Source organism: Brevundimonas naejangsanensis (assembly GCF_003627995.1).
Lineage (GTDB): Bacteria > Pseudomonadota > Alphaproteobacteria > Caulobacterales > Caulobacteraceae > Brevundimonas > Brevundimonas naejangsanensis_B.
The window spans coordinates 2446468-2463873 of sequence record NZ_CP032707.1; the positions used below are offsets into that span (position 1 = coordinate 2446468).

Sequence of the window (17406 nt, forward strand, 5' to 3'; positions counted from 1 at the left end):
ACGAAATTCAATCTAGTGTTGCTTCGCTTGTTCGGGGGAGCAACCTATGGATGTGGAAGAATTCATCTCGCGATGGTCGACGGCGACGATCAGCGAGCGGTCGCACTATCAAACCTTCATCAGTCAACTCTGCGCCCTGATCGGCGTGCCGGCGCCGGACGAGGAAAGGGTCGGCGACCTGGATTACTGCTTCGAGCGGCCGGTGCGCTTTGTCCACGAGGACGGAAGCAGTCAGTCAGGCGCCATAGACTGCTATCGGCGCGGCGCCTTTGTGCTCGAGGCCAAGCAGTCGAGGAAACGGGGGGCGGGCGGCGACCTGGATCCCCTGCCGCACCTGGCTTTGTTGGCGGGGCGCGGGCGCAAGCGGGTTCAGCCCTGTGGCGGCGCTCTTGAGCGCATCATGCTCAACGCCAAGCGGCAGGCTGAGAACTACGCCAAGGCGCTGGACGAATGGCCGCCGTTCATCGTGGTGGTCGATGTCGGTCGTTCGATCGACCTCTGGGCGGACTTCAATCGCCAGGGCAAGGGTTACGCCCCCTTTCCCGACCGCGCCCGCTATCGCATCGGGATGAACGACCTGCGCGACGCCGCCGTGCGTCAGCGTCTGCGTTCCGTCTGGGCGGACGCCATGAGCCTGGATCCCGCCGCCCACGTGGCCGAGGTGACGACCGACATCGCCGAGCGTCTGGCCTGGCTGGTGCGGTCGATCAGCAGCCGGATTCCCAAGGACGAGAACGGCCGCGCCGATCCGGTCGCCAAGGCCGCAAGAGCCAGCCGAACGGCGCTGTTCATCATGCAGTGCATCTTCGCCATGTTCGCTGATAGCGTGAACTTGATCGAGAAGCGGGGTTTTCTGCGGTTCCTCGAGAGCTACCGGGGCGCGGCCGACCGTTTTCACCTGGGGGCGGACGACTTCTTTCGACGCATGGACCAGGGCGGCCATTGCGCCGCCATTCGCCAGGATCTCAAGCGTTTCAATGGCGGGCTGTTTCAGCATTCGGCGGCCCTGCCGATCACCGAAGCGGAACTCGAGGCACTGATCGCGGCTGCCCAGCGCGACTGGGCCTCGGTCGAACCGGCGATCTTCGGGGCCCTTCTGGAGCAGGCGCTCGATCCGGCCGAGCGCGTTGAACTGGGGGCCCACTATACGCCCAAAGCCTATGTCCGGCGGCTCGTGGAAGCGACGGTCATGGAGCCACTGCGCGCCGATTGGGAGGCGCATGAGGCCGATGCCCTGGGCGCTTATCTGCGCGGCGAAGTGCTGGGCGCGCGCGGGATCGTCCGCCAGTTCCACACGACCCTGTGCAAGACGCAGGTGCTGGATCCTGCCTGCGGCACAGGCAATTTTCTCTATGTCGCCATGGACATGATGAAGGATCTCGAAAGTGAAATCCTGACGTCCCTGGCTGATCTGGGCGAAGGCCAGGCAGCGCTGGGCCTAGACGGCCACACGGTCACTCCTGAACAGTTCTGGGGCCTCGAGAAGAACGAGTATGCGGTCTGGATCGCCGAAATGGTGATGTGGATCGGCTATCTCCAGTGGCATTTCCGGACGTGGCGCAACGCCATGCCGTCCGAGCCCATCCTGCGCAATTTTCATCGCATCCATCAGGTCGATGCGCTGATCACCAGCGATCGGGAAGAGATCCGACGCGACGCCGTCGGTCGTCCCCTGACCCGCGTACGGACGATGCGAAGGGGCCCGGCGGGCGTCGATCCGCTTGGCCCGCGTCATGAGGAACGCGAGGTGGTGCGCCTGATCGATCCGCGCCCGACGGCGTGGCCCGCGGCGGACTTCATCATCGGCAATCCGCCCTTCATCGGCGGAAAGGACCTGAGGGCCGAACTGGGCGACGGCTATGTCGACGCCCTGTGGCAGGTGCGCCAGGGGCGCTTCCGCTCGGCCGATCTGGTCGCGGCCTGGTGGGATCGCGCGGCCGAAATTCTGACCGCCAAGGGGAGTCGGTTGCGTCGGTTCGGCTTCATCACCACCAACTCCATCAACCAGACCTTCTCCCGCCGTGTGCTCGAGCACCACCTGAACGGCGAGCCGCCGATGCGCCTGACCTTCGCCATTCCCGACCATCCGTGGATCAAGGGCGTCGGCCGCGCCGACGTGCGGATCGCCATGACGGTGGCGGAGCGGGGGCGGCCCGATGGTCAGGGACGACTGCTGACCGTGATCGAAGAACGCGAGGCCGAGGCGGAAACGCCGGACATCGTCTTTCGCGAACGACGGGGCGTGATTGGTCCTGACCTGACCCTGGGCCTTTCCCTCAACGCGCCGAAGGCGCTGAAAGCCAATGCCTTGCTCTGCTCGGCGGGCGTCAAGCTGCATGGCGCAGGCTTCATCGTTTCCGAAGAGCGCGCCGCCATGTTGCTGGCGGCGTCGGACGAGGAGGCGGGGCGGCCCATCTTCGCCTATCGCAACGGTCGTGATTTGGCGTCGCGGCCCCGCGATGCGCGCGTGATCGACCTGTTCGGATGGTCGGAGAGAGAGGCGCGGCTGCGCCATCCCGCCGTCTTTCAGCACCTGCTTGAAACGGTGAAGCCTGAGCGGGATCTGAACAACCGCCAATCCTACCGCGACAACTGGTGGATTTTCGGCGAGCCGCGCAGCGAGTTTCGTCCGGCGCTGGAGGGCCTGTCCCGTTACATCGCCACGGTCGAGACGGCCAAGCATCGCTGGTTCCGTTTCCTCGAGGCCGACGTCCTGCCCGACAATGCGGTGATCGCCATCGCCTCCGACGACCCGCGCGTGCTGGGCGTCCTGTCGTCACGGGTGCATGGCCTGTGGGCGCTGGCCCGGGGCGGGCGGCTGGAGGATCGGCCCACCTACACCAAGACGGCCTGTTTCGATGCCTTTCCCTTTCCTGAACTGGACGGATGGATCGGAGAGGAGACCGGGGTTCTGGCGAAGGAAATCGACGACTTGCGTCAGGATGTTCTGGCCCGTCATGACGATCTGACGATGACGGGCCTCTACAACCTGCGTCAGCGCCTGATCGTCGGTGCAGACTTCAGCGCCGCAGAAAGGGACCAGTATGAGCGGGGGCACGTCCATTTGCTTCATCACCTGCATCAGCGCCTCGATGACATGGTGCTGACCGCCTACGGCTGGGACGGTGGCATGGGCGACGACGCCATGCTCGGTGCGCTGATGGCCTTGAACCGCGCGCGACGGGAGGAGGAGATGAGGGGAGTGATCCGCTTCTTGCGCCCGGCCTATCAACAGGGACGGGTCAAGGTTTCGGTCCGCGCCGTTCAGACCGAGGTGTCGCTCGATAGGCCCATCGTGCGCGAAGCGTGGCCCGGGACGCCCGCCGCCCTCGCGGGCGCCCTTCTCGAACACCTGAGGCGCGAGGGCGGTCCGTTGCGGCCGGTCGAACTGGCGCGCCGTTTCAGTGATCGGCCCGGACGTCGGATGACGGATCGGATCGAGCAGACCCTGGCGGTCCTGGCGGTCGCGGGTTCGGTCCGGCGCACGGACGACGGCTGGTTCTCGCCGCGCCGGGTCTGATTTGGCCTAGCCGTGGGCTGCGGCGATCATTAAGTCAGTGAGGGCGGTTCCGGCGGGACCGCCCTTTGCTTTACCGAAGAATTCCAGCCTCGACCGACGACGCGCCCGCGTCGGCCGTCGGGGAAACGAGATGACCATGCTTGAGAAGACGTTCGAACCCAAGGCCGCCGAGCCGCGCATCTACTCCCAGTGGGAGGAGAGCGGCCTGTTCGCCCCGCGCGCGGCCAAGCCCACTGACGGCGCCGCCGACGCCTATTCGATCGTCATTCCGCCGCCGAACGTGACGGGCAGCCTGCACATCGGCCACGCCCTGAACAACACGCTCCAGGACATCCTGGCCCGCTATCACCGGATGAAGGGCAAGGCGGTCCTTTGGCTGCCGGGCACCGACCATGCGGGCATCGCCACCCAGATGGTGGTCGAGCGCAAGCTGGCGGCCGAGGGCGCGCCGGGTCGGCGCGACATGGGCCGCGACGCCTTCATCGAGAAGGTGTGGGAGTGGAAGGCCGAATCCGGGGGGACCATCGTGCGCCAGCTGCGCCGCCTGGGCGCGTCGTGCGACTGGTCGCGTGAACGCTTCACCCTGGACGAGGGGCTAAACGCCGCCGTCCGCAAGGTCTTCGTGCAACTGCATAAGGACGGCCTGATCTATCGCGACAAGCGGCTGGTAAACTGGGACCCGCATTTCCAGACCGCCATCTCGGACCTGGAGGTCGAGCAGAAGGAGGTCGACGGCGCCTATTGGCACTTCGCCTATCCGCTGGCCGACGGCGTGACCTATCAGCACCCGGTCGCCTTCGACGAGGACGGCAAGGCGACCGAGTTCGAGACGCGCGGCTTCATCGTCGTAGCGACGACCCGGCCTGAGACCATGCTGGGCGACACCGGCGTGGCGGTTCATCCGGAGGACGAACGCTACAAGGGCCTGGTCGGCAAGTTCGTGACCCTGCCGATCACCGGCCGTCGCGTGCCGATCGTCGCCGACGACTACGCCGATCCGACCAAGGGCTCGGGCGCGGTGAAGATCACGCCGGCGCATGATTTCAACGACTTCGGCGTCGGAAAGCGCGCGGGACTTGAAGCCCTGAACGTGATGGACGCCTTCGGCCGCATCACCGCCGCCGACACGCCGGACGTGCCCGCAGAATACGAGGGCCTGGACCGCTTCGCCGCGCGCAAGGCCATCGTCGCCCGCGCCGAGGAAGAAGGCTGGCTGCGCGAGATCGAGAAGACCAAGCACATGGTCCCGCACGGCGACCGCTCGGGCGTGGTCATCGAGCCGTGGATGACGGACCAATGGTACGTCGACGCCAAGGTCATGGCCCAGCCCGCCCTGAAGGCGGTCGAGGACGGCGCCACCGTCTTCGAGCCCAAGAGCTATGAGAAGATTTATTTCGAGTGGCTGCGCAACATCGAGCCGTGGTGCATCTCGCGTCAGCTGTGGTGGGGCCATCGCATCCCCGCCTGGTATGGCCCGAATGGCGAAATCTACGTCGCCGAAACGGAAGAGGACGCCCGCGAACAGGCGCTGTCGGACTATGATTCCGAGGTCATGCTGACCCAGGACGAGGACGTTCTGGACACTTGGTTCTCGTCCGCCCTGTGGCCCTTCTCGACCATGGGCTGGCCGGAGAAGACCGAGGATCTGGAGCGCTTCTATCCGACCAGCGACCTGGTCACGGCGGCGGACATCATCTTCTTCTGGGTCGCCCGGATGATGATGATGGGCCTGCACTTCATGGACGAGGTTCCGTTCAAGCGGGTCATCATCAACGGTCTGGTCCGCGACGAGAAGGGCCAGAAGATGTCGAAGTCCAAGGGCAACGTCATCGACCCGCTGAACATCATCGACGAGCTGGGCGCCGATCCCTTGCGCTTCACCATGGCGATCCTGTCGGGCACGCGCGACATCAAGCTGTCGAAGCAGCGCATTGAAGGCTATCGCAATTTCGGCACCAAGCTGTGGAACGCGGCTCGCTTCAGCCAGATGAACGAGGCGCGCCGCGTCGAGGGCTTCGACCCCGCAGGCGTGCAGCAGACGATCAACCGCTGGATCCGCGGCGAACTGACCAAGGCCGAGCGCCAGGTGGCGGACGCCATCGAGGGCGGGCGCTTCGACGATGCGGCGGGCGCGCTGTACCGCTTCATCTGGAACGTCTTCTGCGACTGGTATCTGGAGCTGGCCAAGCCGGTGTTCAACGGCTCGGACGAGGCGGCCAAGGCCGAGACCCGCGCCATGACGGCCTGGACCATCGACCAGACGCTGAAGCTGCTGCACCCGGTCATGCCCTACATCACCGAGGAGCTGTGGGCCGAACTGGGCAAGGAAGGCCCGGCCCGCGACGGCCTGCTGATGGGCGAGACCTGGCCGGTGCTGCCGGACGCCTTCGTTGACGCGGACGCCGAAGCCGAGATCGGCTGGCTGGTGGAGTTGATCGGCGAGATCCGCGCCTTGCGGGCCGAGATGAACGTGCCGCCGTCGGCCAAGCCGCCGCTGGCCTTCGTCGCCCCGGACGCCGGCACGGCCGAGCGCATCGCGCGTCACCGCGACCTGATCCTGACGCTGGGCCGCGTGTCCGAGGTGGCCGTGGCCGACGCCGCGCCCGCCGGGGCTGTGACCTTCGTCTCGGGCGGGGCGACGGTCGCCCTGTCGCTGGCCGGGATCATTGATCTTGCCGCCGAGCGCGCGCGCCTAGAGAAGGAGATCGCCGCCTTCGACAGCGACATCGGCCATGTGAACAAGAAGCTGGGCAACCCCAACTTCGTCGCCCGCGCCGCCGCCGAAGTGGTCGAGGAGCAGCGCGCAAAACTGGCCGAGGCCGAGGAAGGCAAAGCCAGGCTCCAGGCCGCCCTCAAGCGGCTGGAAGCTCTGTAAGGACTTCCAGGGCGTGAGGATCGACCTGCTTCTCGTCGCGCGTGGCGTCTTCGACACCCGCGCGCGCGCACGCGCCGCCATCGAAGCAGGCTTGGTGAAGGCGGACGGCCGCCTGGTCGCCAAGCCCTCCGAAAAGGTCGCCGAGGACGCCGAGATCGAAGCCGAGGCCGCTCATCGCTGGGTGGGACGCGGCGCGCTGAAGCTGGAACGGGCGCTGGACCTGTGGCCGGTGGCGGTCCAGGGGCGCATCGTGCTGGATGTCGGCGCCTCGACGGGCGGCTTCACCGAGGTCTGCCTGGATCGCGGCGCGGTGCGGGTCTTCGCCGTGGACGTCGGCACGGGGCAACTGCATCCCAGGGTCGCCGCCCATCCGCGCGTGACCAATCTGGAGAGAACGGACGCCCGCGACCTGACGCCCGCCGTGATCACTGAGGCGCCGTCTCTGATCGTCTGCGACGCCAGCTTCATCAGCCTGTCGAAGGTGCTTCCGGCGGCCCTGGCCCTGGCGGCGTCGGGCGCGGACCTGATCACCCTGGTGAAGCCTCAGTTCGAGGCGGGCGGTCCCAAGGCGGTCGGCAAGAAGGGCGTGGTCAAGGATCCGGAGGCCCACGCCGCCGCCGTGGCCAGGGTGCGCGCCTGGCTGGAGCAAAGCGGCTGGCCCGTGCGCGAGGTCGCCGACAGCCCGATCACCGGCGGTGACGGCAATGTCGAGTTCCTGCTCTGGGCGCGCAAGGCCTGACCCCAAACGATTTGAGGGCCGCCGGATGTCCAGCGGCCCTCATCACATCGTCGATTGACAGGGGGGCTGAAACTTAATCGACGACGCGATAGCGGCCCGATTGGTCCATGCAGGTGCGCACGTAGCGCGTCTCCATGCGACCGTCGGGAAGGCGGATGTTGCTCTCGGCCAGGCGGCACTCGTCGGTGTCGCGGCGCGAAGCGGCGTAGGAGTCGGGATAGTCCCGATAGTAGTCAGAACCATCGCGGCGATCGTCGTAGCGACGGTCGTCATAGCCGCGGTAGTCGTAGGGCCGGTTGTCGTAGCCATAGGCCGGGGGGACGTAGGTTCCCGAATAGCCCGTGTCGCGACGATAGGGGCTGTTGCAGGCGGCAGAGCTGTTGCCCACGCCTGCGCCGATCGCGGCGCCCAGGACGCCGCCCAGGGCGCTGCCCTCGGTGCGACGGCCACGCGCGGCCAGTTGCGAGCCGGCGACGGCGCCGATCGCGGCGCCCAGCAGTCCGCCCGTCGTGGCGCGTTCACGCTGATCGCGGACGCAGGGATCGTAATAGCTTCCCTGGCTGTAGGAACCGTAGCCGTAGGCCGGCGGATAGCCGTAGCTCTGGGCCGAAGCAATGCCGGGAAGGGCGACGGCCGAAGCGCAGGCAATGATGGCGACGGCAGCGGCCGAGGCTTTTTTCGAGAGAGGAGCAATCATCGTTTTTGTCCCTTCGACGGATGTCGTCCTGAACGGGTCAGGCCGCCGTCTGTTGCAGCCCTTGATAGGGCGGCGAAGCTGAACGGCTTTTGATCGCTGCGTTCATCTTCGTTCATGTTTCGATTTCGACGTCGAAACGGCTAGAAGCCGCCGCATGACGCATCCGATGACGCAGACGCTGACCATCGCCCGCATGGGCCATCAGGGCGACGGGATCGCCGACACCGCCAATGGGCCGGTCTTCGTGCCCGGGGCCCTGCCCGGCGAGGTGGTGGCGGCCGAGGTCAAGGACAGCCGGGCCGCGCGCTTTGAATTGCTCGAGGCCAGCCCCGACCGGCGGCCGATCCATTCCGAGACCTATGCCGAATGCGGGGTCGCGCCGCTGCAGCACTGGGCCGACGAGCCCTATCTGGCCTGGAAGCGCGAGGTGGTGATCCAGACCCTGGCCCGCGAAGGGCTGGAGACCGAGGTCGAGCCGACGGTGGCGACGCCCTTGGCCAGCCGTCGCCGTCTGGCGCTGCACGCGCGCAAGGGACCGGACGGACGAGTCATCCTGGGCTTCAAGGCGCGCAAGTCGTGGCGGGTGGTCGAACTGACCGACTGTCCGTTGTCGGACCCGCGCCTGACTGCGGCGCTGCCGGCGCTGGCGAGGGTCGCCGCGCCCTTCCTGGGCCATCCGAAGTCGGCGCCGACGCTGCACGTCACCTTGACCGACGCGGGCCTGGACGTCGACGTGACGGGCGTCGAGAAGCGTTCGGGCGGCCTGAACGGGGACCAACTGGCTCTGGCCATCGCCGCCGCGGCCGAGGCCGATCTGGCCCGGCTCAGCCTGGACGGAGACACGCTGGTGATGGCGCGCCAGCCGCGCGTTCGCTTCGGCCGGGCGTCCGTGCCCCTGCCGCCCGCCGCCTTCCTGCAGGCGTCGCCTGCCGCCGAGGCGGCCATGGTCGAGCGCGCGGTGGCGGCGGTGAGAGGGGCCAAGAAGGTCGCCGACCTGTTCTGCGGCGCAGGCACCTTCACCTTCCCCCTGGCCGAGGTCGCCAGCGTCATGGCCGCCGATTCCGCCGCCGCCTCCATCGCCGCGCTGAAGGCTGGCGTGAGCACGGCCCACGGCCTGAAACCCATCGAGGCCCAGGCGCGCGACCTGTTCCGCCGGCCGCTGTCCCCGCATGACCTGAAGGGCTGCGAGGCCATCGTCCTGGACCCGCCGCGCGCCGGCGCGCTTGAGCAGACGCAGCAACTTCCGGGGACCAAGGCCTCGGTCATCGTCGGCGTGTCGTGCAATCCCCAGACCTTCGCTCGCGACGCGCGGGTGTTGGTCGACGCCGGTTTCCGGCTGGAGAAGGTCACGCCGATCGACCAGTTCATCTGGTCGACGCACATCGAACTGGTCGGCGTGTTCCGCCGCTGATCAGGACGCAAGATCGAACAGGTCCAGTTGCGGCCGAGCGTCGGCCGGGACGCGGAACTGGCTTTCATCCAGCGCGTGGCGAGGGCCATCCAGGCCGTAGCGTTTGACCGCCGCCTTGAAACGGGTGGCGATCAGTTCGGCGACGGGGCCGGTTCCTTTCATCCTCTGGGCCCAGTCGGGGTCGTAGTCCTTGCCCCCGCGCGCCTGGCGGACCAGGGACATGACCCGCGCCGCGCGGTCGGGCCGGGCGTCGGCCAGCCACTCGCGGAACAGGTCCTTGATCTCCAGCGGCAGGCGCAGGGTCACATACATGGCCGAGGTCGCGCCGGCCTGCTGCGCCGCCTCCAGCACGGCCTCAAGCTCATGGTCGTTCAGCCCGGGGATGACGGGAGCGAAACCGACGCCGACCGGGCATCCCGCCTCGGCCAGACGGCTGATCGCCTCCAGCCGCTTGGCGGGGGTGGAGGCGCGCGGCTCCATCGCCCGCGCCAGCTTGCGGTCCAGGGTGGTGATGGAGACGAAGGCCGAGGCCAGGCCCCGCCGCCCCATGTCGCCCAGGATGTCGGTGTCGCGGGCGATCAGCACCGACTTGGTGATGATGCTGAACGGCTGTCTGAATCGTTGCATGACCTCCAGGATCGAACGGGTCGATTTCGTCTCGCGCTCTACCGGCTGATAGGGGTCGGTGTTGCCCCCCACGTGGATGCGCCGACAGACGTATCGGGGCTTTGAGAGCTCCTGTTCCAGCAGACGCGCGGCGTCGGGCTTGAAGAAGATCCGGCTCTCGAAATCCAGGCCCGGGGATAGGCCCATCCAGGCATGGGACGGACGGGCGTAGCAGTAGATGCAGCCATGTTCGCAGCCCTTGTAGGGGTTGATGGAGCGATCGAAGCCGACGTCTGGACTGGTGTTACGGGCGATGATGGTGCAGGCGCGTTCCGGGGACAGGGTGGTGCGAAGCGGGGCGGCCGCCTCGTCCTGATCCGTCCAGCCGTCGTCGTAGGCCTCGCGCCGGTCGGCTTCATACCGACCCGAGGCGTTCGAACGTGCGCCGCGTCCACTCATCGCCTTACTCATGGGGGCATGATGCGGCTATGAGCGGAACAAATCAAGAACAAAATGGGCGCGCCGGGAACAGGGGCGATGGGGGACTCGGCGTTCCTTAGCGTCTGGCGGCGTTGGGTCTGCGGTCGCGCCGGTCGCCGCCCGGGCGGGGGCCTTCGCGGCGCCAGCGGACGGACAGGCTGGCGTCGCCTTCACCGCCGAACTTGGAGCTGATCGCCAGGTTGCGGCGCACCTGCCATTCGACGTTGACCGCCGCCCCGCCTTCGCCGCCGCCGATGACTTCCAGATAGACCTTGTCGGTGATGTAGCGGCCGCCCGCGACCGTCAGGCTCGAGGCCTCGCCGCTGAAGGACAGCCGGTCCAGCCCAGCCAGTTCGCGGAGGTTGCCGATGACGTCGAAACCGCCGCCGCCCGCCAGCGAGGCCACGGCCGAGGCCAGCTGGGCCGCCTCGAACGGCGATAGCTGCGCCGCCGAGCGGCCGAACAGCACCTGCGACAGGATTTCGTCCTGGGGCAGGGCAGGGGTGGAGGTCAGGGCGATCTTGGGCTCGGCCGCCGTGCCGGTGACCTTGATCACCGCCGTCAGGGCCGGGTCCTCGCGCACGGCCTCGAGGTTCAGGCGAATGCGCGCCGGATCGGTGGAGAGCGTGACGGAGCCTCGGTCGTCGAAGACGAACCGCTTGCCGGCGAACTCATAGTCGCCGCGCACCACATTGGCTGTGCCCGTCAGCTGCGGCCGGGTGATGGTGCCGCGCACGCGAGCGTTGGCGGACAGCTCGACGTTCAGCCCCCGGCCGCGCACGTGAATCTCGCGCCCGGTCAGGTTCAGGTTGAGGCCGATCTGGGGGCCGCGCCCTCTCTGTTCGGTCTCGACCAGGTCGCCGCCGGGGCGGTTGATCTCGACCACGTCCATCTTCACCACCCCGTTCGAGCCGGGCAGGTTGGGCGAGATTTGGCCGTCGTCGATATCGAGATCGCCGCTCAGCTGGATGTTGCCGTCGGCGCCGCGGACGGCGGTCAGCTGGCCGTTGGCGCGGGCCTCGGCGATGTCGTTGTCGATGATGCGGAAGCGGGTCAGCTCCAGCCGCAGGGTCGAGCCCGAGCCTTGGCGCAGGCCGATGTCGCCGCCGCCGGAGACCACGCCCTTGACGCCGTCGGTGGCCTCGAACCGTTCGATCACGGCGCGGCTGTCGTCGAAGCGGCTGGCCAGGGTCACGTTCTCAAGCCGCAGGCCCGTGACGCTGTCGCGGAAGGCGCCCTGGCTGAGGTCGAGGCGGCCGTTCAGGCGCGGCGCGTTCAGCGTTCCCGCCAGGGTCGCGCGGCCGTTCACCTGGCCCGACAGCGACTGGGCGCCGCCCAGGAACAGGTCCCAGATGGGCTGGATCTGCCCCTGGATGGCGACCTGGCCGGACATGTCGCGGGTGCGGGCGATCGCCAGGCGCAGCGGGGCGGCCGAGGCCTCGACCGGCAGGGACACGTCGGCCGTCGCCTGAACCGCCGTGCCGTCCTGGGCCTGAGCCCGCAGCCGCAGGACGTTGTCGTTCAGTTCGACGCTCAGCGCCCCGTCGACGGCCAGGCCGCGCGGCGCGTCTATGCTGCGCAGCTGGCGCAGGTCGACATTGGCCGAGCCGCGCAGGGTCTCGCCCTGACCCTGAAGGGACACCCGGCCGGTGACCTGGCCGCGCAGGTCTGGGGCCAGGGAGCCGATCTCGACATTGGCCAGGTCGGCCTGGACAACGCTGCCCTGCTTGTCCTGCTTCAGCTCGCCGGTCAGCACCCCGCCGCCGACGCCCAGGTCCAGGCGGGCGACGCGGCCGTCGCCGCTGATGGCGAACACGGCCGGACCGCGGGTGGTGAAGGCGACGTCGCGCACACGCCCGCCGCCGCGCAGGGTCACGCTCTGGGCGCCGCCCTGGCGCGAGTATTCCCCCGTGCCGTTGAACTGGATCGGATTGGCGCCGCCGACGTCGGCGGCGAGGGTGAAGGGCAGGCGCTCCAGCGTGCCCTGGCCCTTCAAGGCCAGATTGCGCACGGTCCAGGTCTGGCCGGCCAGGCGGACGTTGCGTCCGGTGACGTCCAGGATGGCGGTCTGATCGCCGCCGCCTTCGGTCAGCCGAACCCGGCCGCTGGCCTCGCCCGAGGCCAGGAAGGCGCCCTGGCGCGCGCTGAAGACCAGATCGGCGCTGGAGGGGAAGTTGTTGGACAAGGCGACGTCTCCGCGCGCCGTCACCCCGCCGGCGTTCACGTCCACGTCCGTCAGCCGCAAGCGCGGCCCGCCCAGGTGGAAGTTGCCCGAGGCGCGCGCCGGTCCGTAGTTGGAGCCGGAGTTCAGCACGATCCGTCCGTCCGAGGCGTCGTCCCCCTTGCGGAAGCTGAGGATCAGGTCGGCGTTGGTCAGGGTCAGCCCTCCCGCCGCCAGCTTGTCGAAAGCGGCGCGCAGGTCCGCGCGCGGCTGGGCCCAGGTGCCGGTCAGGGCCCCGTCGCCGGTCATCGCGCCGTCGATGGCCACGGGACCGACCCCGAACGGGCCGTGGGCGTTCCAGTCCAGCGCCAGGCGCAGCTTGGAGCCTTCGATCAGGCCCTGGGCGCCCATGCGACCCGCGGCGCCGGTCAGTTCGGCGCTATCGACCGACACCACGCCCTTGTTGAGCGATCCCGTCATTTGCAGGCGCGGCGTCTGGCCGAGCAGGCGGTCCAGTTCTTCCATGCCGACGGCCATGCCCGCGCCCCGCCCGTCGAAGCTGAAGGTCCAAGGGGCGCCGGCCCTGGCCGAGGCGGCGCGGATCGGTCCGCTGAAGGCGCCGCGCGCGGCCGGTCGGATGCGCGACAGATCGGTCAGGACGGCCTGGCCGTTGAAGTTCAATCCGCCGTTCAGGCTGCGCCCGCCGGATCCGGTCAGGGTCAGGCCCTGGCCGCGCAGGTCGGCCTTCTTCACGAGATAGGCGCCGTCGACTATCCGGGCGCCTTCCAGTTGAAGGCGCGGCGTCGCCCCCAGCAGGGCGCCGATGATGCCGGCCGAAGAGCCGCCGACGGCGCGGGCGTCCGTCGTCACGTCGTATCGGCCCTTGTTGGCGGCGATGTTAACCGGGCCGGAAATGCGCGCTGCCCGATAGGAGGCGAGGTCGGCGTTCAGCAGACTGGCCGAGCCTTGCAGGGTCCAGACCTCCGCGTTGCCCTTGAACACGCCAGTATAGGCGGCCGGCCCCGCGATGGGCCGGCCGATCAGGCGGCTGAGCGACGGGGTGTTGATCTCTAGGCTGATGCCTTCGGGCGCGGTGCGGTCGCTTGTGCGGATCAGGCCGCGCGCGCTGGACTCAATGTTGTCGGCGATCAAGCGCCAAGCCACGCCCTGCACGCCGTCTTGCGCGGGGTCCGGCGTGGTGGCGAAGCCGAAGCGGGCGGTGCGGCCGATGCGCTCGACGAAGGGCTGTAGCAGGTCCGAGCCCGAGAAGTCGGCATAACCCGAAATCCGGGAGCCGTCGTCGCCATAGCGGCCTTTCACCAGCAGGGGGGTGAAACGACCGGTGCGCACCGCCACGTCCACGACCTCGCCGTTGACCACGGCCACGGCCGAGAAGGGCTGGTCCGGCGAATAGCCGAGGGCGCCGGCGATGGGGCCCCCTTGCGCCTCGGTGGCGCGCAGGTTGACGCGCAGGTCCTCGGGCTTGTCGCCGAAGGCGGCGGCCAGGCGCAGATAGTCGCCCTTGCGGCTCAGGCTGTAGGCGTCGACGTTGGCCTTCTTGACGCCCTTGCGCGGAATGGCGGCGTCGCCGCTCAGGGCCCAGCGGCCGTATTCCTTGGAGAAGTCCTCCAGCAGTTCGACGTTGGCGCTGAAGCGGTCGATGTCGACCGACAGGGCCTGCGGGGCGCTGGGCTCGAGCTTCGGCTCCAGTTCCGGGCGGCGGATCAGGCGGATCTGGCCGGCCGTGATCTCGGTGGCGTGAAAGCGCCGCGCCAGCAGCGGCCAATAGGACCAGTCGACCCGAACGTCCGTGGCCTCCAGCCACACCCCTTGGCGTCGGTTATGGTGACGCGCTTGAGCCGGAAGTCATCGAAAAGGTCGCCTTGCAGGCCCTCGACGTTGATGCGGCCGTAGCGGCTGATCTTCTTGCCGGCCACGAAGCTGGTGATCAGTTCTCGACCGGGATCGGACACTAGATACATCCGCCCGCCGACGGTCAGGATCACCGTGAGCGCCAGCAGACCCGCGACGACCATCCCTGCGATGAAGGCGGCCAGTTCCAGGCGCGTGCGCTTGCGCTTCGCCTTTTCCGCGGGGGTGTCGGCGGCGGCCTCGTCCGGTTGGTGGGGCGGGGGAGTGTCGGTCAAAACGCCTGGCCGATGCTGACGTAGAGCTGGAACCCGGAATCGCCTTCGCGCTTGTTCAGCGGAAAGGCCACGTCGGCGCGCACGGGACCGAACGGCAGCTTGTAGCGGACGCCCATCCCCGCGCCGTAGCGCATGTTATTCAGGTTGGGCGTTTCCTGGAAGCCGACGGCGCCGGCGTCGACGAAGGCCACGGCCTGGAACTTCTCGCCGATGTCGCGACGCACCTCCACCGAGGTCTCGAACATGGACAGGCCGCCGCGCGGCTTGTTGTTCGGCAGGCGGGGGTTGATGCCCTGAAAGGAATAGCCGCGAACCGACCCGCCGCCGCCGGAATAGAAGAGGCGGTCCGAAGGCACCGTCAGTTCCTGGCCGCCGATAATGGAGCCGACGCGGAGACGTCCAGCCAGCACCGTCCTGGCGCCGTCCTGAAGCGGCAGGTAGGCCGTGGCCTGGCTTTCGGTGCGCAGGAACAGCACCGTGTCCTCGCCGGCCACTGCCGTGGGCTGGGCCGAGACTGACAGGCGATAGCCCGTCGTCGGGTTCAGGGGATCGTTCGAACGATCCATGTAGGCCCCGCCGCGCACGGTCACGATGGCCAGGTCGCGGTCGAAGGTGAGCGGCTCCTGGGTGACCGGATCGAACCGGTTTTCGGTGTACTGGCCCGCATCGACGCCCAGGCCGTAGCTGAACCAAGAGGTCTTTCCGAGGCGCTGCGACAGGTCGGCGGCGACTGTGATGGCGCTGCGATCGTAGGCGTCGGTCTGTTCGTTGACGATGAAGGACGACAGCTTCAGCGTCCGCCCCGGCCGCCGCCAGTGGGGCAGGGACCATTCCCCGCCGATGCGGCTGTCGATGCTGGCCAGGCGGGCGCCGTATCTCAGGGTGTCGGCGCGGCCGAAGCGGTTGTAGCGGGTGCGGAACACGTCGACGCCGGCGCCCTCGGCCGTCGAATAGGTGGCGCCGGCCTCCAGCAGGCTGCTCGGTCGGTCGGCCAGGGTGACCACCACCGGACGCAGCCCATCGGGCCGCACGTCGTCCAGCGGGGACAGGGCTACGCCGACCCCGTCATAAACGCCGGTGTCCAGCAGGCGGCGCTCCAGTTCCGCCACATCCTCGGGGTCATAGCGATCGCCTGCGGTCCAGGGCGCCAGACGTTCCACCCAGTCGGCGCTGGTGGGGCCGCGCGTGCGCAACTGGATGCCATCCAGGCGCACCAGGGCGCCGGATGCGATGTTGAAGGTCGGCTGAACGGCGAAGGCGGCGTGATCCACCACTACGCGTCGCGGCTCGGCCTTGGCGTCGGCGTAGCCGCGCCGGGTCAGCCCCGCCACCAGACGCCCTTCGGCCGCCAGGATGTCCGCCGCACGGCCAGGTTCCCCCGGGGGCAGCTTCATTTCTGCGACGACCGCCTGGCCGGTCTCGACGTCCGGCGCGGGGGCGACCCAGTCGACCACGGTGTCGCCCAGCAGGAAGCGACGGCCCGGCGACACCTGCACCACGGCGACGGGGTGCTCCTCGCCCTCGACCTCATCCTGGAGCGAGGCCTGGTAATAGCCTTCCGAACGCAGCAGGGCCTCGGCCGAGCTTAGGGCCGCTCGGGCGCGGCGGCGGGCCTCGAATCGATTGGCGGGCGCGCCGTCGACTTCACCGATCGCACGCTCCAGCTGCCGTTTCAGTTCAGCATCCAGTTCGCCGCGAATCTGGGCTCGGGGCTCCGCCAGGGCGTGGCTGCTTATGCCGCACAGCGCCATCCCGGCGAGAAGGAGAGGAAGCCTCGACGTCAATTCTGAACCCTGGCTGCGTACGGGCGACTCGGAGACAGCGGCTCCGAGCAGTGGAATCAGTAAAACAGCGTATCGCTTTCCGGCTGCACCGTCTGTTCGGAGGTGCGCTGGTCCGTCGGCAGGGCTTCGACCGGCGTCGCGGGTTCGACGGCTTCGGGGGCTTCGTCCGTGACGGGGGGCGCGGATTCCTCGGCGACGGGGGCGGCTTCTTCCACCATGGGCGGTTCCGCAGGCTGCGGCCGGGGCTGCGGCTCTTCACAAGCGGCCAGGGCGGCGGTCGTGGCCAGGCTCGCGCCCAGCAGCAGTCGGTTCAGGATCGAGCGGTTCAACGGAAATCCCCCTTTTGGGTTGCAACGTGGATCAGGCGCGCGAGTTCCCGCCGTTTCAACCCCCGAATGGACTGGCCATCCTGAACCTCGGGTGAACCTCGTCCTCGTTAAACAGCGCAGTCGCAGCATTTCCGGTTCGATCCGAAATTCTATCAACATTTTCTGCAATTGACGGCTTGTCGGTTCGATCGGACGCTCGTATGTTCCGCCCCGCTTCGCCAGTGCGATGTGCGCCCCTAGCTCAGTTGGTTAGAGCATCTGACTTTTAATCAGAGGGTCCCCGGTTCGAGCCCGGGGGGGCGTACCATTTTCCCCTTATTTTGCAGCTATTTGTGCGACCCTGGTCTCGGGCGTTCTCCGCTGCACGTCTCCTTGGGGTCCATATGGGGTCCACATAGTTTCGCATTTCATCGCGTTGCAACAGGTTTCATTTGTTCCTGCACTATCTGTAGGCGGCGTCGCCGCGGGCCCCTGAGATCGACATGGCGTCTACTGGGCGCGCCAGTGTTCTCAGGCGAGGTCCCATCGACGCGTCGCGCACCTCGGGCACGATTGCTCAGACGCCAGTGGAGCCAGGGGCGCCTTTCCTACCAAACCAGGGAGCGGAAAGACTCAAAAGAAAGGCCCCGCCGGCAGCGCCGGCGGGGCCTTGAGATC

Annotated in this window: 10 protein-coding genes and 1 tRNA gene; 5 read left to right on the top strand and 6 right to left on the bottom strand. The window is 68.2% G+C overall.

What is annotated here, in order from left to right:
• Window positions 1-46: 46 nt before the first annotated feature.
• The 3 genes from D8I30_RS11545 to D8I30_RS11555 all read left to right on the top strand — a co-directional run bounded on the left by D8I30_RS11545 (window position 47) and on the right by D8I30_RS11555 (window position 7134).
• Window positions 47-3520: a class I SAM-dependent DNA methyltransferase gene (locus tag D8I30_RS11545; protein ID WP_121482876.1), complete on the top strand. Its 3474-nt coding sequence runs from the start codon at window positions 47-49 to the stop codon at window positions 3518-3520.
• Between the two features lie 136 nt (window positions 3521-3656).
• Entirely contained in the window at window positions 3657-6395 is a 2739-nt protein-coding gene (locus tag D8I30_RS11550; RefSeq protein ID WP_121483514.1) for a valine--tRNA ligase, read from the top strand.
• Window positions 6396-6408: 13 nt separating this feature from the next.
• Window positions 6409-7134 carry a TlyA family RNA methyltransferase gene (locus D8I30_RS11555; RefSeq protein ID WP_121482877.1) on the top strand — a complete coding sequence of 242 codons (726 nt, stop codon included), beginning with the start codon at window positions 6409-6411 and terminating at the stop codon, window positions 7132-7134.
• A gap of 73 nt (window positions 7135-7207) precedes the next feature.
• Here D8I30_RS11555 and D8I30_RS11560 read toward each other — a convergent pair whose 3' ends face one another.
• On the bottom strand, window positions 7208-7831 hold the full coding sequence (locus D8I30_RS11560; protein ID WP_121482878.1) for a glycine zipper 2TM domain-containing protein: 624 nt from the start codon (window positions 7829-7831) through the stop codon (window positions 7208-7210).
• Between the two features lie 166 nt (window positions 7832-7997).
• Between D8I30_RS11560 and D8I30_RS11565 the strand changes: the two genes are divergently transcribed.
• Entirely contained in the window at window positions 7998-9242 is a 1245-nt protein-coding gene (locus D8I30_RS11565) for a class I SAM-dependent RNA methyltransferase (protein ID WP_121483515.1), read from the top strand.
• Here the strand turns inward: D8I30_RS11565 and D8I30_RS11570 are convergent, their stop codons facing one another.
• From D8I30_RS11570 to D8I30_RS11585, 5 genes are all read right to left on the bottom strand, one after another.
• Window positions 9243-10319 (bottom strand): PA0069 family radical SAM protein, encoded by a 1077-nt coding sequence (locus D8I30_RS11570; protein WP_121482879.1) that lies wholly within the window; start codon window positions 10317-10319, stop codon window positions 9243-9245.
• A gap of 85 nt (window positions 10320-10404) precedes the next feature.
• Complete coding sequence (locus D8I30_RS11575; RefSeq protein ID WP_240387230.1) at window positions 10405-14316, bottom strand: translocation/assembly module TamB domain-containing protein; 3912 nt, start codon at window positions 14314-14316, stop codon at window positions 10405-10407.
• Entirely contained in the window at window positions 14214-14636 is a 423-nt protein-coding gene (locus D8I30_RS14835; RefSeq protein WP_240387231.1) for a hypothetical protein, read from the bottom strand. The genes D8I30_RS11575 and D8I30_RS14835 overlap by 103 nt, the downstream gene beginning before the upstream one ends.
• Window positions 14633-16420 carry an autotransporter assembly complex protein TamA gene (locus D8I30_RS11580; protein WP_121482880.1) on the bottom strand — a complete coding sequence of 596 codons (1788 nt, stop codon included), beginning with the start codon at window positions 16418-16420 and terminating at the stop codon, window positions 14633-14635. The genes D8I30_RS14835 and D8I30_RS11580 overlap by 4 nt, the downstream gene beginning before the upstream one ends.
• A 56-nt stretch (window positions 16421-16476) precedes the next feature.
• Window positions 16477-16749 (bottom strand): hypothetical protein, encoded by a 273-nt coding sequence (locus tag D8I30_RS11585; RefSeq protein WP_121482881.1) that lies wholly within the window; start codon window positions 16747-16749, stop codon window positions 16477-16479.
• A 230-nt stretch (window positions 16750-16979) separates the two neighbouring features.
• On the opposite strand from D8I30_RS11585, the gene D8I30_RS11590 reads away from it, so the two are divergent.
• Window positions 16980-17056, top strand: a tRNA-Lys gene (locus D8I30_RS11590).
• Window positions 17057-17406 lie beyond the last annotated feature (350 nt).